The 20,099-nt window shown below is 70.3% G+C and carries 19 protein-coding genes and 1 tRNA gene; 13 read left to right on the forward strand and 7 right to left on the reverse strand.

Annotation, left to right across the window (positions count from 1 at the left end; genetic code table 11):
• Window positions 1–63 precede the first annotated feature (63 nt).
• Genes ACRAKI_RS17440 through ACRAKI_RS17455 form a run of 4 tightly spaced genes read left to right on the forward strand, consistent with a single transcriptional unit; the run spans window position 64 to window position 4,509 of the window.
• On the forward strand, window positions 64–1,140 hold the full coding sequence (locus tag ACRAKI_RS17440; protein ID WP_447008153.1) for a hypothetical protein: 1,077 nt from the start codon (window positions 64–66) through the stop codon (window positions 1,138–1,140).
• Complete coding sequence (locus ACRAKI_RS17445) at window positions 1,140–2,291, forward strand: toxic anion resistance protein (protein WP_447008154.1); 1,152 nt, start codon at window positions 1,140–1,142, stop codon at window positions 2,289–2,291. Before ACRAKI_RS17440 ends, ACRAKI_RS17445 begins: the two co-directional genes overlap by 1 nt.
• Window positions 2,288–3,910, forward strand: a complete 1,623-nt coding sequence (locus ACRAKI_RS17450; RefSeq protein ID WP_447008155.1) for a substrate-binding domain-containing protein — start codon at window positions 2,288–2,290, stop codon at window positions 3,908–3,910. Before ACRAKI_RS17445 ends, ACRAKI_RS17450 begins: the two co-directional genes overlap by 4 nt.
• Window positions 3,907–4,509: a hypothetical protein gene (locus ACRAKI_RS17455; RefSeq protein ID WP_447008156.1), complete on the forward strand. Its 603-nt coding sequence runs from the start codon at window positions 3,907–3,909 to the stop codon at window positions 4,507–4,509. Before ACRAKI_RS17450 ends, ACRAKI_RS17455 begins: the two co-directional genes overlap by 4 nt.
• A gap of 447 nt (window positions 4,510–4,956) precedes the next feature.
• On the opposite strand, the gene ACRAKI_RS17460 is transcribed toward ACRAKI_RS17455, so the two are convergent.
• Both ACRAKI_RS17460 and ACRAKI_RS17465 read right to left on the reverse strand, forming a co-directional pair.
• A complete protein-coding gene (locus tag ACRAKI_RS17460) occupies window positions 4,957–6,126 on the reverse strand; it encodes an endo-1,4-beta-xylanase (RefSeq protein WP_447008157.1) in 1,170 nt (389 codons plus the stop codon).
• A gap of 798 nt (window positions 6,127–6,924) precedes the next feature.
• Entirely contained in the window at window positions 6,925–7,683 is a 759-nt protein-coding gene (locus ACRAKI_RS17465) for a phosphotransferase family protein (RefSeq protein WP_447008158.1), read from the reverse strand.
• 262 nt (window positions 7,684–7,945) lie between these two features.
• Between ACRAKI_RS17465 and ACRAKI_RS17470 the strand changes: the two genes are divergently transcribed.
• The gene (locus ACRAKI_RS17470; RefSeq protein ID WP_447008159.1) at window positions 7,946–8,617 is read left to right on the forward strand and encodes a lytic polysaccharide monooxygenase auxiliary activity family 9 protein; all 672 of its coding nucleotides are present in this window, start codon (window positions 7,946–7,948) and stop codon (window positions 8,615–8,617) included.
• A gap of 88 nt (window positions 8,618–8,705) precedes the next feature.
• On the opposite strand, the gene ACRAKI_RS17475 is transcribed toward ACRAKI_RS17470, so the two are convergent.
• Both ACRAKI_RS17475 and ACRAKI_RS17480 read right to left on the reverse strand, forming a co-directional pair.
• Entirely contained in the window at window positions 8,706–9,176 is a 471-nt protein-coding gene (locus tag ACRAKI_RS17475) for a pectate lyase family protein (protein WP_447008160.1), read from the reverse strand.
• 157 nt (window positions 9,177–9,333) lie between these two features.
• Window positions 9,334–9,407 (reverse strand) — tRNA-Arg (locus ACRAKI_RS17480).
• Between the two features lie 809 nt (window positions 9,408–10,216).
• Between ACRAKI_RS17480 and ACRAKI_RS17485 the strand changes: the two genes are divergently transcribed.
• A complete protein-coding gene (locus ACRAKI_RS17485) occupies window positions 10,217–10,837 on the forward strand; it encodes a cysteine hydrolase family protein (protein ID WP_447008161.1) in 621 nt (206 codons plus the stop codon).
• On the opposite strand, the gene ACRAKI_RS17490 is transcribed toward ACRAKI_RS17485, so the two are convergent.
• Window positions 10,838–11,074, reverse strand: a complete 237-nt coding sequence (locus ACRAKI_RS17490; RefSeq protein WP_447008162.1) for a DUF6343 family protein — start codon at window positions 11,072–11,074, stop codon at window positions 10,838–10,840.
• Window positions 11,071–11,412 (reverse strand): hypothetical protein, encoded by a 342-nt coding sequence (locus ACRAKI_RS17495; protein WP_447008163.1) that lies wholly within the window; start codon window positions 11,410–11,412, stop codon window positions 11,071–11,073. Before ACRAKI_RS17495 ends, ACRAKI_RS17490 begins: the two co-directional genes overlap by 4 nt.
• Window positions 11,413–11,480: 68 nt before the next feature.
• Between ACRAKI_RS17495 and ACRAKI_RS17500 the strand changes: the two genes are divergently transcribed.
• The 7 genes from ACRAKI_RS17500 to ACRAKI_RS17530 all read left to right on the forward strand — a co-directional run bounded on the left by ACRAKI_RS17500 (window position 11,481) and on the right by ACRAKI_RS17530 (window position 18,259).
• Window positions 11,481–12,590, forward strand: a complete 1,110-nt coding sequence (locus ACRAKI_RS17500; protein WP_447008164.1) for a M20 family metallopeptidase — start codon at window positions 11,481–11,483, stop codon at window positions 12,588–12,590.
• A gap of 22 nt (window positions 12,591–12,612) precedes the next feature.
• Window positions 12,613–13,008 (forward strand): metalloregulator ArsR/SmtB family transcription factor, encoded by a 396-nt coding sequence (locus tag ACRAKI_RS17505; RefSeq protein ID WP_447008165.1) that lies wholly within the window; start codon window positions 12,613–12,615, stop codon window positions 13,006–13,008.
• On the forward strand, window positions 13,005–13,508 hold the full coding sequence (locus ACRAKI_RS17510; protein ID WP_447008166.1) for an SRPBCC family protein: 504 nt from the start codon (window positions 13,005–13,007) through the stop codon (window positions 13,506–13,508). The genes ACRAKI_RS17505 and ACRAKI_RS17510 overlap by 4 nt, the downstream gene beginning before the upstream one ends.
• Window positions 13,509–13,623: 115 nt before the next feature.
• Window positions 13,624–14,049: an STAS domain-containing protein gene (locus tag ACRAKI_RS17515; protein WP_447008167.1), complete on the forward strand. Its 426-nt coding sequence runs from the start codon at window positions 13,624–13,626 to the stop codon at window positions 14,047–14,049.
• A 611-nt stretch (window positions 14,050–14,660) separates the two neighbouring features.
• Window positions 14,661–15,023 carry a hypothetical protein gene (locus tag ACRAKI_RS17520; protein WP_447008168.1) on the forward strand — a complete coding sequence of 121 codons (363 nt, stop codon included), beginning with the start codon at window positions 14,661–14,663 and terminating at the stop codon, window positions 15,021–15,023.
• Between the two features lie 54 nt (window positions 15,024–15,077).
• Entirely contained in the window at window positions 15,078–15,740 is a 663-nt protein-coding gene (locus tag ACRAKI_RS17525; protein ID WP_447008169.1) for a hypothetical protein, read from the forward strand.
• 248 nt (window positions 15,741–15,988) lie between these two features.
• Window positions 15,989–18,259: a catalase gene (locus ACRAKI_RS17530; protein WP_447008170.1), complete on the forward strand. Its 2,271-nt coding sequence runs from the start codon at window positions 15,989–15,991 to the stop codon at window positions 18,257–18,259.
• Between the two features lie 855 nt (window positions 18,260–19,114).
• Here ACRAKI_RS17530 and ACRAKI_RS17535 read toward each other — a convergent pair.
• Window positions 19,115–19,993, reverse strand: a complete 879-nt coding sequence (locus ACRAKI_RS17535; protein WP_447008171.1) for a bile acid:sodium symporter family protein — start codon at window positions 19,991–19,993, stop codon at window positions 19,115–19,117.
• Window positions 19,994–20,099 lie beyond the last annotated feature (106 nt).

Here is a 20,099-nt window from a genome sequence, read left to right on the forward strand (position 1 = left end):
CCCGCGTCGAACGAGGGAAGCGGAAGAGATGATCAGTGGGGAACACGGGGGTGAGCGAGTCCAGTGAAACGCGGGTTGTCCATCGGCTTGGCCGTGGTGTTGTTGGCCGCCGTCGTCGCGGTCGTGGTGTGGGGCCGTTCGGACGACGCCGAGGGCGGTGCGGCAGGGGACCTGACCGTCGTGCGCGGCGTGATCGGGTCGGAGAAGCTGGCCTTCTTCAGCGATCAACGCGTGGTCGACGCGTTCGCCGCGCACGGCTTGAAGGTCGAGGTGGACACGGCCGGCTCCCGGCAGCTGGCCACCTCCGTCGACCTCGGCAAGTACGAGTTCGCGTTCCCGTCGTCGTCGCCCGCCGCGCAGAAGATCCAGCGCGACCGCCGGACGACGGCCGCGCACACGCCGTTCCAGTCGCCGATGGCCGTGGCCACGTTCGAGCCGATCGTCCAGCTGCTCGAAGCGGCCGGTGTGGTGGCGAAGGGCCCGGGCGACTACCAGGTGCTCGACGTGGCCGGCTACCTGGAGCTGGCCAAGGCCGGCACGCGCTGGGACCAGCTGCCCGGCAACACCGCCTACCCGGCCCGGAAGAACGTCCTGATCACCACGACGAACCCGGCCGAGTCCAACTCCGCCGCGATGTACCTGGCGATCGTGTCGTTCGTGGCCAACGGCAACGCGGTGGTCGGCACGCCGGAGCAGGAGGCGGCCGTGCTGCCCGACGTCGCCCGCCTCTTCCGCGACCAGGGGTACACGCAGAACAGCACCGAGGGCCCGTTCGAGGACTACCTCGCGGCCGGCATGGGCAAGACCCCGCTGGCGTTGATCTACGAGTCCCAGTACCTCGACCGCGTGCTGCGCGCCGACGGCTCGATCCGCCCGGACATGCGCCTGCTCTACCTGGCGCCGACGGTCTACTCGAAGCACACGCTGGTCCCGCTGTCCGACAAGGGCGACCAGGTGGGCAAGCTGCTGGGCACCGACCCCGAACTGGGCAAGCTCGCCGCCACGTTCGGCTTCCGCACGAGCGACCCGCGGCTGTTCGCCGAAGTGGTGGGGGACAAGGCGCCCGCCGACCTGGTGGACGCGGTCGAGCCGCCGTCGTTCGAGACCCTGGAACGCCTGCTCGACGCGGTCGGGAAGTGATGGACGACTTCACCCTCACCCCGCCGGAGCCGGTGACGCCGATCCCGGTGGAACGCGCGGCCGGGCTGATCGCGCTGGGCGACGACGTGCGAGTGGACGTCGACCGCCGGGCGGGGCAGTTCGCCGAACGCCTGCAGGCGCTGGACGTCCGGTCTCCGGAGTTCACCGCCGTGCTGGACGACGTGCTCGCGGTCGGCGAGGCGGACATGCGTGCCGCGGCGGGCGTGGCCGGTGCGATGCTGGACCGCTCCGCCCGCGCGATGCGGGACAGCTCGCCGCAGGTGAGGGTCACCACGTCGCTGTCCGACCTGCGCCGGACGGTCGCCGAACTGGACCCGGCCAAGCTGCCGATCACCGGCCGCAAGCTGCTGAGGGTCTTCCCCGTCACGAACACCGCGAAGAAGGCCCTCGACCGCTACCGCGCGGCCGGTGAGCCGGTGAACGCGCTGGTGGTCGACCTGCGCGACCGGCAGGACCTGCTGCGCCGGGACAACGCCGCCATCAAGGGCGAGCGGGAGCGGTTGTGGCGGGCCATGGGCAAGCTGTCCGAGGCCGCCGCGTTCGCGGAGGCGGTGGACGCGGCGATCGACCGGCAGGCCGACGTGTTCGACCTGACCGATCCGGCGAAGGCACGCGCGTTGCGCGCGGACGTGCAGCACCCGATCCGGCAACGCCACCAAGACCTGCTGACCCAGCTCGCGGTGAGCGCGCAGGGCTACCTGGCGCTGGACCTGGTGCGCCGCAACAACGACGAGCTGATCCGGGGCGTCGAACGCGCGGTGACGACCACCGTGGCCGCGTTGCGGATCGCGCTGCTGGTGAGCGGCGCCCTGGCGAGCCAGCGGGACGTGCTGGACGAGGTCGACGCGTTGCAGGCCACCACGGACGGCCTGATCCGCGCCAACAGCGACCTGCTGGACCTGCAGAGCGCGGAGATCCGCCGTGCGACCAGCGACCCGGCGGTCGCGGTGGAGACGATCCGCGCGTCGTTCGACCGGATCTACGCGGCGATCGACGCGGTCGACGGCTACCGGGCGGACGCGGTGCGCACGATGGCGGTGACCGTCGAGTCGCTGTCGGGGGAGATCCGCCGCGCCGAAGAGCACCTGCGCCGTTCGCACGACGCGACGGCCGTCGAGGGGGACCGATGAGGACTGCGCTCGTGGTGACCGGGCTCGTGCTCGCCACGCTGCTGACCGGCTGCACCGACGAACCGGATCCGGCCCAGCCCGCCGGACCGCCGGAGCCGGGAGTGCTGCGGGTGCTCGCGGGCAGCGAGCTGACCGACATGCAACCGGTGCTGGACGAGGCCGCGAAGGCCACCGGCATCGAGGTGAAGTTCACCTTCACCGGCACGCTGGAAGGCGCCGAGGCGCTGGCGAAGGGCGAGGTCGACGGGAAGTACGACGCCGTCTGGTTCTCCTCCAACCGCTACCCGGCGGGCATCCCGGAAGCCGCGAAACGCCTCGGCAACCAGGTCAAGGTCATGAGTTCGCCGGTGGTGCTCGGCCTGTCGACGTCGGCGGCGAAGAGGTTGGGCTGGGCGGACGAGCGGGTCGGCTGGGACGAGATCGCCGACCAGGCCGGGCGCAAGGCGTTCAGCTACGGCATGACCGACCCGTCCGCGTCGAACTCCGGCTTCTCCGCGCTGGTGGGCGTTGCCTCCGCGTTGGCCGGCGCGGGCAATGCCGTGGACGCGGGGCAGATCGCGGCGGTGACGCCGCAGCTCAAGAGCTTCTTCGGTGCGCAGGCGCTGTCCGCCGGATCGTCGGGCTGGCTGTCCGAGGCCTACCAGCGCAGGGCCACCGGGCAGGACCCCGGCGCGCAGGTGGACGGTTTGATCAACTACGAGTCGGTGCTGCTGTCCATGAACGCGGCCGGGAACCTGCCCGAACCGCTCGCCGTGGTCTACCCGAGCGACGGCGTGGTCACCGCGGACTACCCGTTGACCCTGCTCACGGACGCCAACGACGACGCGCGTGACGCCCACCAGCGGCTGACCGAGCACCTCCGCACGCCGGACGTGCAGCGCCGGATCATGGAGACCACGCACCGGCGGCCGGCCGTGCCGGGTGTCGAGCCGGCCGCCGCGTTCGCCGTGCGCGATCTGGTCGAGCTGCCGTTCCCGGCCGCGCGGGGCTCGGTCGACGCGCTGCTCTCGGCGTACTTCAACGAGATCCGGCGGCCGTCGCGCACGCTGTACGTGCTGGACACGTCGGGGTCGATGGCGGGGGACCGGATCGCGGACCTGCGCTCCGCGCTGGTCGGCCTGACCGGTGCGGACGACTCGCTCACCGGCCGGTTCCGCCGGTTCCGCAGCCGGGAGGAGGTGACCATGCTGCCGTTCGACACGGTTCCCGGCGCGCCACGCACGTTCACCCTGCCCGAGGGGGACCCGCAGGCCGGGCTGGCGGAGATCAAGGCGTTCGCAGAAGGGCTGGGGGAAGGCGGCGGCACGGCCATCTACGCCAGCCTGTCCCGCGCGTACGAGGTGATGGAACCGCTGGTCGCGGCCGACCCGGACCGGTTCACGTCGATCGTGCTGATGACCGACGGCGAGAACTCGAACGGATCGGGCCTGGCCGAGTTCCAGGCGTCGTTCCGCTCGCTTCCCGACTCGGTGCGGCAGGTGCCCGTGTTCACCGTGTTGTTCGGCGAGGGCAGCAGCGCGGAGCTGGGCATCGTGGCCGCCATGACCGGTGGCAAGGTGTTCGACGCGCGCAACGGCGCGCTCGGCGGGGTGTTCCAGGAGATCCGCGGCTACCAATGATCCGCTACCTGGGCTCGACCAAGAACCTCGTCGGCTGCGTCGGCGGCCTCGTCGGCGTGCTGCTGCACCTGACCGGTGTGGTCGACGGGCTGTGGCCGTTGGTGGTTGCCGGGCTGTACGGGGTGGGGGCGTTGCTGGCGCCGTCGGAGAAGGTCCGGCTGGTGCCGGTGGACGCGGTCACCGAGGCCGGGCAGCTGCGCCTGGAACTCGACGAACTGGTGCGTGGGGTGGGCACGCAGGCGTCCCGGGTGCCGTCGCCCGCGGTGGCGGCGGTGGACCGGATCGCGGCGGTGCTCGGCGACCTGGTGGCCAGACCCGACGCGTTGGCCGCCAACCCGGACCTGCGGCACGCCGTGGTCCGGTTGGCGCGCACCGACCTGCCGTTGTCCGTGCAGACGTACTTGAACCTGCCGTGGTGGTTCGCGGTGAAGCAACGGGCGGGCGGCGAGCCCAGTCCGGGTGACGAGCTGGTGACCCAGCTGGGCTTGCTGGAGGCCGAGGCGCACCGGCTGGCCGAACGCGTGTACGCGGCGGACGTGAACCAGCAGGCCGACCAGACCCGTTACCTGCGAGAGCGGGACGCCGGCGAGTCGTCCTGAACCGGCGACGACCCGGCCCGCAGTGGACCGGGCGGCGGCTCGGAGGGGGACGGATGGAGGTCGGCGCGGCGGTCGCCTCTCGGCGAGTGGCTCGGAGCGGCTCCAGCCTGACGGTATTCCGCGACGGCGCTAGGTGAGGCCCGGGGACACGGACCGCACCGACCGAACCTTCAAACGGCTCGGGCGCGTCCGGTGTTCCCGGCAGGGCGTGTCATGCGTCATCGGATCTTCACGCGTGGCTGTGGCGGTGCTGCTCGGGGTGGCCGCCTACCCGTCGTGGGACGTGCGGGTCGGGATCGCGCGGACCAGTGGGGCGATGAGCACTATTACTTCAGTGTGGACTAAATCTAACGATTGTCGAGTAGTCACCCGGCATGGAATCGGCCCCCGCCCAAGCACAAGCGCTCGGACGGGGGCCGACGATCGGGCCGTGGTCGATCGGATCGACTACGCGCAGTTCGGCAGGTGCGGGTGCTTCTCGCCGCGCTCGATCGATTCCTTGGCCAGCGTGCACTGGAGTGCGCGGTACGCGGGCTTGCGGGAGAAGTCGTCCCACATCACGGTCGCCGCGCCCTGGCCGGTGAAGAACACCGGCACCCAGGAGTACTTGTCGGTGAAGCCCCAGATCGTGAAGGAGTTGCAGCCCTCCACGTTGAGGCACGCCGACAGCGTCCGCTGGTAGTAGTCGGCCTGCTTGGCCAGCATCTCGGCGGTGGGCACGCCGTCGGCCGGCAGGTCCATCCGGACGTCCAGCTCGGTGATGGCGGTCTCCAGGCCCAGGGCCGCGAACCGGTTCAGGTTCGTCTCCAGGTCACCGGGGAAGCCGTACCGGGTGCTGAGGTGCGACTGGGCGGAGAACCCGTGCACCGGCACGCCCTGCGCGAGCAGGTCCTGGACCAGCACGTAGTAGGCGTTGCTCTTGGCGTTGACGCTCTCCACGTTGTAGTCGTTGAAGAACAGCTTCGCCTTGGGGTCGGCCTCGTGCGCCCAGCGGAACGCGTCCGCGATGATGCCGGGGCCCAGCTCGCGGATCCAGATGTTGTCGGTGGTCCGCAGGTTGCCCGAGTCGTCGAAGATCTCGTTGGCCACGTCCCACTGCTGGATGTCGCCCTTGTAGCGGCCCACGACCGTGGTGATGTGGTCGCGCAGGATCGTGCGGAGCTGGTCGGGCGTGAAGTCGCCCTGCTCAACCCACTGCGGGTTCTGGCTGTGCCACAACAGGGTGTGCCCGCGGACCGCCTGGCGGTTCTTCCGGGCGAAGTCGACGATGGCGTCGGCCATGCCGAAGTTGTAGCGGTCCTGCTCCGGGTGGATGTACTCCCACTTCATCTGGTTCTCGGCGGCCACCGAGCTGAACTCGGCCGCGAGCACCTTGCGGTACTCGCGGTCCTTGGTGAAGGGGTCGGGGTAGGGCTGCGACTCGTGGTGCCCGCCGCCGGCTGCGGCGGAGCCGATGTAGAACCCCTTGGGCGCGACCCAGCGGAGGGTGTCTTTCTTGGCGTGCCCTGCCGACAGGCCTGCGCTGGTGGGTGCGTCGGCGGCGGCTGCCACCAGTGCCAGCGGCGATGTCAACGCGATCGCGGCGAGCGCGGCGGTGGCGAAGCGGATCGACTTCATGGGGACTTCGCTTTCTCGGACGACTGCGACGGCGACTTTCGAAAGTTTCGACAGTGACCCGGTAATTTTCGAGATGCCGGACCCTAAGTCGGCTGCCGCGCGGTCGTCAAGACCTGTCAACAGCGTGTCGGCGAACCGTTGGCGGTGTGCCTGGGCTGGTCGTGCGTCTCGATTCGACGATCGGAGGTCCGGTCGGCGGTGATCTGCGGTCCGGTGGTGATCACGGTCGGCGTGCGCCCGAAAGTGTCGCCCGTCCACCCGCGTGGGGGGTCGACGACCACACCGTCCGCCAGGTCGTCCGGATCAGCGAGGGCGGGGCGGCGGTGCGCAGGGCGGGGCGGCCGTGCGGCCGAACGCGGTGCGGCACGTGACGTTCGGTGGTCAGCGGTCAGCGGTCAGCGGTCGGTGGCGGTGCCGGTCGGTGGCGAGGTGGTCGGTGATCCGGCGCCGTTGCCGGTGCTGCCGTTGAGCCGGGTGACGGTGACGCTGTACCTGGCCGGGGCGACCGGTCCGGCGACGGTCCACTGGCTCGCCGACGCGACGAGTCGGCGGGCGTCCGGCGATCACCGGGCGGACGTGGCGGCGGACGCGTTCACGGAGACGTCGTCGTCGTGGTTGTACCTGAGCGGGGTGGACGTGGTCGACTTCGCGCCCCGGCGCGAGGTCGTGGTGGCGTTCGGGGGATTGCATCACCGATGGGGCGGCGTCCACGGTGGATGCCGACAACCGCTACCCGGACGAGTTGGCCGAACGGCTCGGCGGGCGGCTGGGCGTGGTGAACGGGGGGATCGCTACAGGTCAAGACTCGAACCAGGGTTCCCGCATCCGGGATCTGAGCACGTCGAACTCGCACCCCGGCGCGTCCGGATCGAAGCCGTGCTCGATCAGCCAGCGAGACGCCACCAGGCTGCGCAGTGACCACCAGGCGCGGATCACGTCCCGGTCCGCGCCGGCGCCGTAGCCGGCAAGCAGGTCGTCCAGGCGTTCCTCGTGCCCGAGGGTCAAGGTGGCGAGGTCGAACATGGCGTCGCCGGGGGCGGCCTCGGACCAGTCGATGACGCCGGTGACCTCGTCGCCGTTCACGAACACGTGGGTGATCTGCAGGTCACCGTGGATGAACACCGGCTTCCACGGCCGAAGCGCGGCCTCGGCGATCTCGCGGTTGCGCCGGACCACCTCGGCGGGCAGAACGGCGTTGGCGAGCAGCCACGCGCACTCGCTGTCGAGCTCCGCCGCCACGTTGTCGAGCCCCGGCCCCGGCCACGGCGGCAACGGCGCATCGTGCAGCCTCCGTATGGCGGCACCCGCCGCAGCCCACGCCGCCGGCGGCGCGGCCGACGGTTCGCCGAGGACTCCGAGCGCCTTGCCGGGCACGGCGGCGATCGCGAGCACGGGCGGCTCTCGCCAGAGGACTTCCGGGGTCGGCACCGGGGCCATGGCCATCGCCCGCACCTCGACGTCGGCGTGCGCCGGGTCGCCGTCGACCTTCAGGAACACGTCACCGACGCGCAGCGTCGCGCGCCGGCTGTGGGCGACGACGACTTCAACCTCTTCCACGCCGGCAATCCTGGCGAGGATGGCCGCCGATGTCGCCCGATTTCGAGTGTGGCGGGACGCCGCTCAGTCAGGTTCCCGTACTGAACCAATGTGGGTGCCCGGAAGGTCTTCGTCGAACTGCGGTCGAACGCGCGTCGAATGGGAAGTCGTTGTCGCCCAACACTTCCCAATTGCGTGCACGTCTGGTTACAGTGCGATTTGGGAGCGCTCCCAGCCCATCCGTGGTCGTCTTCACCATGGACATCCTCAACGAGGAGGAAGCGTGGCGCTGATATCCGTCCCTGCGAACAAGAGCCTGCTCGCCAGGACCATCGCGACCGTCGTGGTCGTCGCCGGGCTCATGGCGAGTGTGCTGACCGGTGTCGCCGATGCGCACGGGTCGACCACCGACCCGCCGTCGCGCAACTACGGTTGCTGGCAGCGGTGGGGCAGTGATTTCCAGAACCCGACGATGGCCCAGCAGGACCCCATGTGCTGGCAGGCCTGGCAGGCCGACACCAACGCGATGTGGAACTGGAACGGCCTGTACCGCGAAGGCGTGGCGGGCAACCACCAGGGTGCGATCCCCAACGGTCAGCTGTGCAGCGGTGGCCGTACCGGCGGCATGCGGTACGCGGCGCTGGACAACCCTGGTCAGTGGAAGGCCGTGACCAAGCCGCGGCAGTTCACCCTGACCGTCACCGATCAGGCCCGGCACGGAGCGGACTACCTGCGGGTGTACGTGACGAACCAGGGCTTCAACTCGACGACGCAGTCGTTGGGCTGGAACAACCTGCAGCTGGTCGCGTCCACCGGCCGTTACGCGCCGGCGGGCCAGTACCAGGTCGCAGTGAACGCGGGCAGCCGCACCGGCCGCCACATCGTGTACGTGATCTGGCAGGCCAGCCACTCGGACCAGTCCTACTACTTCTGTAGCGACGTGGTCTTCCAGTAGATCGGCGGTGCGGATCCCGGCTCCCGGAGATCGGGAGCCGGGATCCCGCTGTGCCCGACCTGCCGTGTCTGATCCCCGTTGGACCCGGTCAGATCCGGCCGACGCCCGCGCCTTGCGTGACCAGAGCCTTCACATCGACGGGGGAGTCGAGCGTGTAGGCGTAGTAGGTGCGTGGTTCGACGACGGTCCCGAGGGTCTGCGGGACACCCGAGTTGACGTAGATGTTGTTTCGCTCCACCACCCGGCCCGGCCCGCTCTTGTCGTAGCCGGACAGGATCGGGTGCGCGACGTTGTCGAAGTAGTTGCCCTCGACCACGACACCGGCATCCATCGTGGACACCACGCCGTAGAGCGAGGTGCCGCTGTAGTAGTTGTTGTAGACGTGCACCGGCTCGGCGAACCGGATGCGCGGGTGGCGCTGGGCCGTGCCGTCGAAGAAGTTGTGGTGGTAGGTGACCCGCAGCTTGCCCCGGTCCAGCGTGTACGTGTCGGAGTGACCGAGCAGCGCGGTCTTGCTGGGAATCCGTCGGGCGGCATTTTCAGCGGCGTGGAGACCCACTCGGGAGTCGACTCCGGGATCGACGGCTTTGCAGGCCGCCTCACGACCGTCGTGACGTGGGCCGTGCACCGTCTCGGGGGTGCTGACTGGTCCGGAACCGCCGCCCGCCGCCTGCCGGAGTTCTCCGACGAGCTGCGGTGGTACTGGTTCCAGCGGCGCCCCCCACCAGGACTCGAACCTGGGGCCTCGCCGTTCGTAGCGGCGCGCTCTGTCCTGCTGAGCTATGGGGGGCATGGTCGTGCGGACGATAATTCCGGCGGTCGCCCTGAAGCGGTGTCGATGGCTTCCGGTTCGATTTTCGCCCGTGCATGAAAAGGGAAAGCAGCCTCGGTCGGTTTCCCGACGGGCGGCTCCCTTGGTCGAACCTTTCAACAGGTCCCGGTGGGCCCGGACTGCTCGGACGGCGTCGACGCGCGTTCGTCATGTTCCCTCCCAGGCCGGTGTGCTTCCATGATGCACACCGGCCCGCGGCACCGTCGAACCGGTTAGGAAACACCCTCGAATCCGTGCGGGTGCTCTGTCGGTCGGACGGAATCCGGGTGACCGCCGCACGTCGTCTGGTGAAGGCCATCGACCCGACCCCGGACCTCGTGGCGGCGGGTACCGGTCGTGGGCGGTGGAGCTCGCGGTGGTCACCATTGCGGGGGGGAGGAAGGCGCGGATCTCGACGGGCCGCGTGAGGCGGCCCGCCGGCGGTGCGGCCGACGTCGGCGAAGCAGGCCGCCGAAGAGCGGCGACCGCACTGCCGAGTGTCTTGCGGTGGTCGCCCGTGGCGGCTGTTTGACGTGGCCAACGCGCTGCTCGTTCGGGGTGCGGAACACCGGCGCTGGAATAGTGAACCCGGCCGGTCGTGCCGCGGGGTGGTGCCCCGAGGGTGGCGCGAGCCGCTACGCGGGCCTCGTCGGCACGGCCTCGACGTGCGCGAGATGGCGCTGGGCGTGTTCATCAGAGCGGAGTGAACCCGTACGCCGCATTGCCGGCGCGGTCGCGGGGCCGTTGAATCGGTCCCGCGACCGCCGCCGAACCGTGGGAGTCACGCGATGACCGAGCTCGTGCTGGATCCGGAGACGACCGCAGTGGTGCTCATCGAGTACCAGAACGACTTCACCACCGAAGGCGGCGTGCTGCACGGCGCGGTCAGCGGGGTGATGGACAGCACCGGCATGCTGCCCAAGACAGTGGCCCTGGTGGAGGCGGCGCGCGCGGCCGGCGTGACGGTCATGCACGCGCCCATTTCGTTCGCGGAGGGCTACAACGAGATCTCCGCCCACCCGTACGGCATCCTCAAGGGCGTGGTGGACGGCAAGGCGTTCGTCAAGGGCAGCTGGGGCGCGGCGATCGTGGAAGACCTCGCGCCGCGCGACGGCGACATCGTCATCGAGGGCAAGCGCGGGCTGGACACGTTCGCCAGCACGAACCTCGACTTCATCCTGCGCAGCAAGAGCATCACCACGCTCGTGCTCGGCGGGTTCCTGACGAACTGCTGCGTCGAGTCGACCATGCGCACCGGCTACGAGAACGGATACAAGGTCGTCACCCTGACCGACTGCGTCGCGGCCACCTCGCAGGAGGAGCACGACAACGCGCTGCGCTTCGACTACCCGATGTTCTCCGTGCCGGTGACGGCGGACGACGTGATCGCCGCCCTGCCGCCACGCTGATCAGCCGGGGTCGCCGCGGCGTTTGCGGTGCACCACCCAGCCGAAGTCGATGATCAGCACGACCGCGAGCACGCCGAGCAGCACGGCGAGCCAGGGCAGGTCCGCCCGCGCGCACAGCACGGCCGCCACGCCGTTGAAGATGATGCCGAACCCGGCCAGCCACAACCGCAGGGTCAGCGCGCTGCGCGGTGGTGCGGGTGGTGGCAGGTCGTCGTCCGGTCGGTGGGGCGGGGTCACGTCCGCCACTCCTCCTGCCAGCCGTGGTGCGTGTCGTAGGCGGCGGCGATCATCTCCAGGACCGAACGGTCCTCCGTGCGTTCGACCTCGTCGCGCAGCCACCGCGCCTTCTCCTCGAACGGCACGGCCACCTGTTCGTCCTGCGCGTGCGCCGAGCCGGGCACGAGCAGCAGCTCCCGGCCGTCGTCGGACCGCAGTATCCGCAGCCTCCCGCGGCGTTCCGCCTCGTCCAGGAGCGGTGATTGCTCCTGTTCCAGCAGCTCCTCGTCCTCGGTCAGCCGGTCCAGCACAAAACGGCGCAGGTCGTCATCCGACAGTCGGTTCGGCTCCACGTCCATGGTCAAGGGGTATCCCGTTCCCGGCCGGCCACACGTGCGACCCCCCACCGGCCGGGCACGATGGCTGAATGGACCTGGTGCTCCTGGCCGAGCGGCTGCTCGGTATCCGCTCCACCGCCGACCGGCCCGACGAGCTGCGCCGGGCGTTGGACTTCGTGCTGGACGTCGTCGGGCCGGGCTTCACCGTGGAGCGGTTCGAAGCGGGTGGCAAGCCGAGCGCCCTCGTCTACGCGGGTGGGCGCCGGCCGCACTTCCGGGTGATTCTCAACGCCCACTTGGACGTGGTGCCCGGCACGGACGGCCAATTCGGGCCGCGTCGTGACGGTGACCGGTTGATCGGCCGCGGCGCGCAGGACATGAAGCTGTCCGCGCTGGTGCTGGCCTCGGTGTTCCGCGACACGGCCGCCCGGCTGCCTTACCCGATCGGGCTCCAACTCGTCACCGACGAGGAAGTCGGCGGGCGCCACGGCACGTTGCACCAACTGGAGCAGGGTGTGACCGGGTCGTTCGTGGTGATCGGGGAGCACAGTGCGCTGCGCGTCGTGACCGAGTCCAAAGGTCTGCTCACCGCGCGGCTGGACGCGGTCGGACGTGCCGCGCACGGCGCCTACCCGTGGCTGGGGGACAACGCGCTGCTCAAGCTGATGCGGGCGGTGGACGGGTTGCTCACCGCGTATCCGGTCGCGGTGAAGGAGGCGTGGCGGACCACGGTCAACGTCGCGCGCGTCTCGTCGGGCAACCAGGCGCTCAACCAGGTGCCCGCGGACGCGACCGCGTGGCTGGACATCCGGTTCCCGCCGGAGGACGCCGACTTCACCGGCCGCACGTGCGACGAGATCGCCGCCCACCTCACCGCCCTGTGCCCGCCCGGCGTCACCGCTTCGGTCGACCACGCCGAACCGCCGCACCGGGCTGATCCGGGCGGTAGCGACGTGGTGGCTTTGCAGCGTGCCGCCCGTGCGGAGGGCTATTCGGGCGAGTTGTTGCGCAAGCACGGGGCGGCCGACTCGCGGTTCTTCTTCCAGCGGGGGATCGACGCGGTGATCTTCGGTGTCGGCGGGGACGGGCAGCACGGGGCGGACGAGTACGCCGACCTGACCACGGTCGAGCCGTACCGGCGCGCGCTGACCGCGTTCCTGGAGGGCATCGCGGAGCGCGAGGGCATTGCCGACGCGTAACGCACCGGTTACGCTTCCCGGTGTGGACGAGGTGACGGCTGCGATCGCCGACCCCGTACGGCGGGAGATCCTGGAGATGCTGCGTGACGAAGCGCGGCTGTCGGCCGGGAGCATCGCCGAGCGGTTCGCGATCAGCCGACCCGCGGTGAGCAGGCACCTGCGAGTGCTGCGGGAGAGCGGGCTGGTGCGGGACGAGACGGTGGGCCGGCAGCGGTTCTACGTGCTCGACGCCTCCCACCTGGCGCCGCTGGCAAGGTGGCTCGCCGACTTCGACCGGCCCGACCGCACCGCTGACCGGCCCTCGGGCTGGGAGCACCACCTCGACGCCCTCGAAACCGAGGTCTACCGCACCCGGCGGGAAAGCCGCCGGGACGTATCGCACGACCCATCGCACGTATCGAAGGAGAACACGGCATGACCCCCATCCCCACCGGTCGGCTGTTCCGCACCGACTCCGGTAGCGACCTGGTGCTCACCAGGAAGTTCTTAGCGCTCGCCGACGATGTGTGGGCGAGCCTGACGGAGCCGGAGCGCACCGCCCGGTGGTTCGGCCCCTGGGAGGGCGACGGTCGGCCGGGGCGGACGGTGAAGGTGCAGATGGTGTTCGAGGAGCAGGAACCGTGGGTCGAAGTGCGCATCGAGGCGTGCGACCCGCCTCACCGGCTGACGCTGTCCATGGTCGACGAGGCCGGTTCGTGGCGGATGGAGCTGCTGCTGTCCGAAGTAGACGGAGTCACCGAGCTGCGCCTGGTGCACCACTTGGACACCGAGGAAGGCATCGGCGAGGTCGGCCCCGGCTGGGAGTACTACCTGGACATGTTGCTCGCGTCCCGCGCCGGCACACCCCTGCCCTCGTTCGACGACTACTACCCGTCGCAAAAAGCGCACTTCGAGTCCCTGGCTGCCGCTGACGCCTGAGGCCGTCGACGGCAGGGCTGTAGACTGCGGATTCGGCGGAGGGCGCGTACGGTCTCAGACGCAGCGGGTTGGCAGCCACTGCCCTTCTTCGACCTTCCCGAGGAGGCTGCGGGCCGTGAGAGCAGACCGATTCGAACCCACCTTCCGGGTGGAGCGGCAAGTGCACGGCTACGCCGTCGTCGTGAGCGTGGCCGGCGAGGTGGACGCGTTGACCGTCCGCGAGCTGAAACGGGAGATCGCGGTCGGACTGGCGCTGGCCACCCCGCCCGCCCCGGTCGTGGTGGACCTGACCGAGGTCGATTTCTTCGCCGCCGCCGGCCTGAACGAACTGCACCGCGGCCACTTGGCGGCCAAGGCGGCGGGCGTGCAGTTGCGCGTGGTCGCCTGCCACCGCCACGTCCTGCGACCGTTCGAGATCAGCGGACTGGACCACGAACTGAAACCGTGCCGGACGCTGTCGGAAGCACTGGTCGTGCGCCCTCCCAAGGGCGTCCGCCGATTCACCGCGCCTGACGTGACCTACGCCGGCGGAGCCCGCTAACCGCGGGGTCTGCCGCCGAGTGGGCTGGTGGGCCGGGCAAGGCAGTGCACCCCGTCGAGTCGGCCGGCAGGGCGCGCCAACGCTGTCCACCCAGCGGACCAGTTGGGGGCAGACCGGTGCGAGCGCCCGAACTCAGCATGGTGACCCTGCTGGCCAACGAGTGTCCCGCCTCCGAGTTGGTCCGCTCGCCATGATCCTGCTGGGCGCCTGCATCGGCGCGGTCAGGCAGACGCCTTGGTTCCTGTGCTGCGCCGCCGTGCTGACGGCGGTGATCGTCGACGTGGTCCGGCGCCTGCTGTCCGAGCACGGCCGGCGCGGCGAGGACGCGGTCGCGGGTCCGGTGCTCGCCGTCGTCCTGGCGACGTCTGCGCTGGTGCTGGTCGGCGCCATCATGACCGTGCGCCTGGTCGTCGCGCCGGACCCTGATGAGGGCTTCAAGCCGGCCTTCACCGTGACGTCGGTGCTGGAGGCCGGATTCTCGATCGTGATCCCGCTGGTGGCGTTCGCGCTGCTCGTCGTCCTGCTGTCGTGGAAGGGGCAGCAGTGGGGGGCGGTGGGCCGAGCGCCGCAGGATCAGCCCGACGAAGCTCTACCTGGGCGGCGCGGCCGGGGTGTTCGTGCTGGCGGCGCTGCCGATCGTCGACCCGCTCTCCACCGACGCGTTGACCTTCGTCCGCGTCGCCACCCCCGAGTACGCCAAGGTCCTCTACGCGTGGGTCCTCGCGGTTGTCCTCTCCCGCTACGCCATCGGGTTCGAGGTTCGTCCGCCGAAGCGGACCACGGAACCGGGCGGCGGACCGTGGATCATGCGGGTGCCGGTCGGAGTGCTGCGCCGGCTGGTCGGGATGGCGCGGTGGTTGGTGGAAACAAGCACGTCGGCTATACGTTCCTGCTGTTCGCCGTCATCGCCGGGCTCGGTGTGGCCCGGAGCGACAACGGGCCGACGATCCCGGTCCTGGTGGCGACGGTGGTAGTGGTGGTGTTCCTGCTCCGCGCGCAGGTCCGGGGACCGGTTGTGGGACACCCTGATGGCGAGCCGCTCGCTCTCGCTCGCACCGGTAGCGGTCGGAGCGCTCGCCTACCTGGTCCTCCAGCTGGACTACGTCAGGGAGCGGCTTGCCAAGGCGCTGATCGAGCACGGCCTTCCGGCGCACGCCATCGACCCGTTCGAACTCGACGCGGGCGCCGACGTCGTCGTGGTGCTCCTCCCCCTGCGCGCGAGGACCCTTTCCCCTGTCGGGATCACGGCGTTGTCCGTGCTGGGACGTATCCGCGCCGATCCGCTCGCCGCCGCCGACTTCCGCAGCCGTCTCGTCGTGGCCTGGTACCTGCGGCACGCCGACCGGCTGAGCTCGTCGGCGCCGAAAATCCCTGGTCAGGTTCGCTGGAACGCCAGTGAGCTGCTGCTGGGATCCTCGTGGCGGCGCGAACTGGCCCACCACGGCGGTGACGAGCGCGCCGCCGTGAACTGCCGTAGCACGCGCGTCGAGCGCTTGGTGCACGCTGCGCCCCACGTCCGGCTGGGAGCGAACCGCGTCGCCGACGTCGTGGAGGAGCTGCGAACCCTCGACCCGACTCTGCGGCACTGCGTGTGCGTCGAGGTGGTGGACCACGACGAGGTGGTGACCCGGCGTTGGACGGGAGCGGCGTCCGTCGCCGCCGCAGCGAGAGCTGCGCGCGAGGCTGGGTGACGTCCGGTCGTAGGAGCCCGACCTCGCTCGACCTTCCCAGGCTGCCGTGCGTGATCAACCGCGAGTGGCGTGGCACGGTGGAGAACGGCGAGGTTCGCACACCGCACGCGGAGGACTTCGACCACCCGCCGTTGGACGACGAGTGGTGGGCGGGCCTCCGACACTGTGAGATGCGGCCGGGCGTCACCACGTGTAGTCCTCCCCGTCCTGGGTAGTCGGCGTGAGACTGGTGACTAGGAGGAGCACACGTGGACCCGATCAAGCCCGCGAAGGTAGTCAAAGAAGCCCTGGAGACAGCGGTGGAGAAGGTCGCGGACCTGGTCACGCCGCCGACCCCGGGCACTCCGGGCAGCGCGCCACCGCCGCTGGACCCACCGAACGAGCCGCAGCCACCACTGCCTCGCAAGCCTGATCAAGCGTCACCCCAGACGCGGACCGCGACCGGCGCGGAAACCGGCGCCGCGGCAGACGTGAGGGAACAGCAGGGCGAATACCTGACCACCTCGACGGGCACGCGCCTGTACGACACCGACCACTCGCTCAAGGCCGGTGCGCGCGGTCCGACACTGCTCCAGGACCACCATCTGCGCGAGAAGATCACCCACTTCGACCACGAGCGCATCCCCGAACGGGTGGTGCACGCACGAGGTGCCGCTGTGCACGGCGTCTTCGTCGGCTACGGCAACGCCGAGCAGGTCTGCAAGGCCGGCTTCCTCAAGGAAGGCGTGACCACGCCGGTGTTCACCCGGTTCTCCACGGTGGTCGGCTCCCGCGGCTCGGCCGACACGGTGCGTGACACCCGGGGCTTCGCCACCAAGTTCTACACCGACGAGGGCACCTTCGACCTGGTGGCCAACAACATCCCGGTGTTCTTCATCCAGGACGGCATCAAGTTCCCGGACATCATCCACGCCGCCAAGCCACACCCGGACCGGGAGATCCCCCAGGCGCAGAGCGCGCACGACACGTTCTGGGACTTCGTCTCCACGCACACCGAGGCCACCCACCACGTGATGTGGCAGATGTCCGACCGCGCCGTGCCGCGCTCCTACCGGATGATGGAGGGCTTCGGCGTCCATACGTTCCGGCTGGTCAACGCCGAAGGCCGGACATCACTGGTCAAGTTCCACTGGAAGCCGAAGCTCGGCGTGCACTCCCTGCTGTGGGAAGAGGCCCAGCTGATCGCGGGCGTCGACCCCGACTTCCACCGGCGCGACCTGTTCGACGCGATCGAGTCCGGCGCGTTCCCGCAGTGGGAGCTCGGCATCCAGGTCTTCCCGGACACCCCCGAGCAGACCTTCGAGGGGATCGACCTGCTCGACTCGACCAAGGTCGTCCCCGAGGAACTGGCGCCGGTCCAGCCGATCGGCATGCTCACGCTCAACCGCAACACCACCAACTACTTCGCCGAGACCGAGCAGGTGGCGTTCCACGTCGGCCACCTGCCGCCGGGCATCGACGTGACCGACGACCCGCTGCTGCACGCGCGGTTGTTCTCCTACATCGACACGCAGCTCAGCCGGCTCGGCGGCCCCAACTTCAACCAGATCCCGATCAACCGGCCGCACGCCCCGGTGAACGACATGCTGCGCGACGGCTTCCACCAGCACGCCGTGCACAGCGGCGTGGCACCCTACAAGCCGAACACCCTGGACGGCGGGTGCCCGTTCATGGCCGGCGTGGAGACCGGGGCGTTCGTCGAGTTCCCGCAGGCGATCCCCGAGTCTGTCAAGGAGCGGCGCGCGCCCGCGTCGTTCGCCGACCACTACACCCAGCCCCGGATGTTCTACCGGAGCTTGAGCCCGGTGGAGAAAGAGCACCTGGTGCGGGCCTTCACCTTCGAGCTCGGCAAGTGCTACGAGCAGGCCGTCAAGGAACGCGAGCTGCGGGTGCTGGCCAACGTGGACGCCGAGCTGTGCGCCCTGGTGGCCGCCGGTCTCGGCCTTCCCGCCCCGGAGGCGACCGAGGCCGTGACCGAGATGGCGCCCAGCCCGGCGCTCTCGCAGATCGGGCAGGTGTGGCCGCCGGACGGTCGGATGATCGGCATCGTCGTGGACGCCGACGACCCGGACGGACTGGACGGCCTGCACACCCTGCGCCAGACGATCACCGCGAGCGGGATGGTGCCGCTGATCATCGCGGCCCGCGGCGGGGTGTTGGAGGACGGCCTGGTGGCGCAGCGCACGTTCCTCACCGCCCGCTCGGTCGAGTTCGACGCGCTGCTGCTGGCTGCCGCGCCACCGCCCGGCCCCGACGCGCTGCCCGTCCGTGACGCCAAGGCCGCAGCCCCGGCCGCGGCCGTCGACCCGCGCGTGGTGCTGATGGTCCAGGAGTGCTACCGGCACGCCAAGGTGATCGGTGTGTGGGGGAACGCCGAGGCGGCGCTGCTGGAGGCGGGGTGCGCGGCGACCGACCCCGGGGTCGTCGTCGGCGAGACCCCGGCGGACGTGTTCGCGGAGGTCCAGGCCCTCCTCGGCACCCACCGCGTGTGGGACAGGTTCCCGGCCACCATCGCCTGACGATCGCAAGCTGATCGCAAGGTCCCGGCACGTCGAAACGGATCTCGGCGGTCACGGGACGGGCCAGAATGCAGCGGGTGAAAGACAAGGCGCCGGCCGGCGGAGACGCGGCCGGCGCCACCGTCCCGTACCGCCTGCCGAAAGCCGATAGTGACCGCGATACCCGGTGACCGCGACGCCTCTACCCTCGTGCTGATCTGCGACCACTGCGGCCGCACCTACCCGGAAGCGAACCTCGAGTGGCACGGTCTGTGGCAGGCCGCCACCGCCGCCGGGTGGGGCGGCCGTGGCAGACCGGTCGGACCCCACCGGTGCCAAGTGTGCGCCGCCTGATCGCACACGTCAGCAAGCCGGGCACAGCCGACGATCGGCCGGTGCGCTTCCGGGCCGCCGGGGCGACGACGTGGTGCGTCTGCGTGCTGGGCGCGCGCTGACCGGGTTGGTCGACCCGACGATCACGGTGCGCGGGTCGAGCCGCAGCTCGGTGCTCGCCGCGCGGTCGGAGGCGTTTCGTGGCGGTCAGCGTCATTCTTGACCACGGGTACCCGTGGTCGGGCGCCACGGAAGAAGCCGACGGCACTTCCGGGTAGTCCCGCACCGCGTGTTCGTGTCCCACGCGTAGGACAACGCGTCAGCGACGTCGGGGGTCGGTCGAACCCGTGCCGCTGAACCGGACGGTGAGCGGCGCGGTGCCGGACTGCGGGGCCGTGCCGCGGGCGAGCTGCGCCCGAGTGAGTCAGCCGGACGACGCCGTCGGGGCCGGTGGTCACCTCTGCTCTCTTCGTGCCACTTTCGTGTTGGCACGAGGGACTACGCAGGGGTGCATCCCGGGCACGGTCCGCACCCGACGGCGAATCAGCCGGTCACCGTGTCGTGTTCGGCCTTGGTCCGCGTCAGCAGGTACCCGGCCACCGCGGCGAGCGGGAACATCACCACTCCGTACACGGCGGCCGGCACCGCGAGTTGCTCGCTGCCCAGCACGGTCACCGCGACGGTGATCGCCAACGTGCTGTTGTGGATGCCGACCTCGAACGCCGACGAGATCGCCTGCCGCTTGCCGACCTTCGCCAGCCGGGGGATCAGGTAGCCGGCGGTCAGGCTGCACACGCAGAACAACACGGTGACCAGCCCGATGTCGGCCAGGTAGCCGCCGATGTTGTCCCGCTCGGCGACGATCGTGCCCGCGATCACGGCCACCAGCACCACCGCCGAGAAGATCCGCACCGGCTTGTCCGCCCGGTCGGCGAACGCGGCCGACCAGCGGCGCACCAGCATGCCCAGCACCACCGGCACCAGCACGATCGCGAACACCTGGGCGACCTTGCCGAACTCCAGCCCCACCGCGCCCTCGGACGCCGGTCCGAAGTAGTCCAAGGCGAAGTTGACCACGATCGGCAGGGTCGCCACGGCGAGCACCGAGTTCACCGCGGTCAGCGTGATGTTCAGCGCGACGTCACCGCGGAACAGGTGGCTGAAGAGGTTCGCCGTGGTCCCGCCGGGTGAGGCGGCCAGCAGCATCATGCCGACCGCCAGCACCGGGTTCAGCCCCAGCACCACGACCAGCCCGAAGCACACCACCGGCAACAGGACCAGTTGCGTGGCCAGCGCGACCGCCACGGCACGCGGCTCCCGCGCGATCCGGGCGAAGTCGCCGACCGTCAGCGACAGCCCCAGTCCGAACATGACCACGGCCAGCGCGACCGGCAGGCCGACGCTCGTCAGGGCGGAGTCCACGTCGACCACCTGCGTTTCTGCGTCGAGCCCGGCATCGGGAGGAGCCGCATCTTCTCCCAGAACGGGGCGGAATGGGGAGGCCTGACACCGGTTCGATGGCATTCGG

This window comes from Saccharothrix isguenensis (genome assembly GCF_052936305.1).

Bases quoted from the DNA above. Each gene is read 5' to 3' on its own strand.
- ACRAKI_RS17445 (WP_447008154.1), top strand. From the start codon at position 1,140: ATGGACGACTTCACCCTCACCCCGCCGGAGCCGGTGACGCCGATCCCG.
- ACRAKI_RS17450 (WP_447008155.1), top strand. From the start codon at position 2,288: ATGAGGACTGCGCTCGTGGTGACCGGGCTCGTGCTCGCCACGCTGCTG.
- ACRAKI_RS17455 (WP_447008156.1), top strand. From the start codon at position 3,907: ATGATCCGCTACCTGGGCTCGACCAAGAACCTCGTCGGCTGCGTCGGC.
- ACRAKI_RS17460 (WP_447008157.1), bottom strand. From the start codon at position 6,126: ATGAAGTCGATCCGCTTCGCCACCGCCGCGCTCGCCGCGATCGCGTTG.
- ACRAKI_RS17485 (WP_447008161.1), top strand. From the start codon at position 10,217: ATGACCGAGCTCGTGCTGGATCCGGAGACGACCGCAGTGGTGCTCATC.
- ACRAKI_RS17495 (WP_447008163.1), bottom strand. From the start codon at position 11,412: ATGGACGTGGAGCCGAACCGACTGTCGGATGACGACCTGCGCCGTTTT.
- ACRAKI_RS17500 (WP_447008164.1), top strand. From the start codon at position 11,481: ATGGACCTGGTGCTCCTGGCCGAGCGGCTGCTCGGTATCCGCTCCACC.
- ACRAKI_RS17510 (WP_447008166.1), top strand. From the start codon at position 13,005: ATGACCCCCATCCCCACCGGTCGGCTGTTCCGCACCGACTCCGGTAGC.
- ACRAKI_RS17525 (WP_447008169.1), top strand. From the start codon at position 15,078: ATGGCGAGCCGCTCGCTCTCGCTCGCACCGGTAGCGGTCGGAGCGCTC.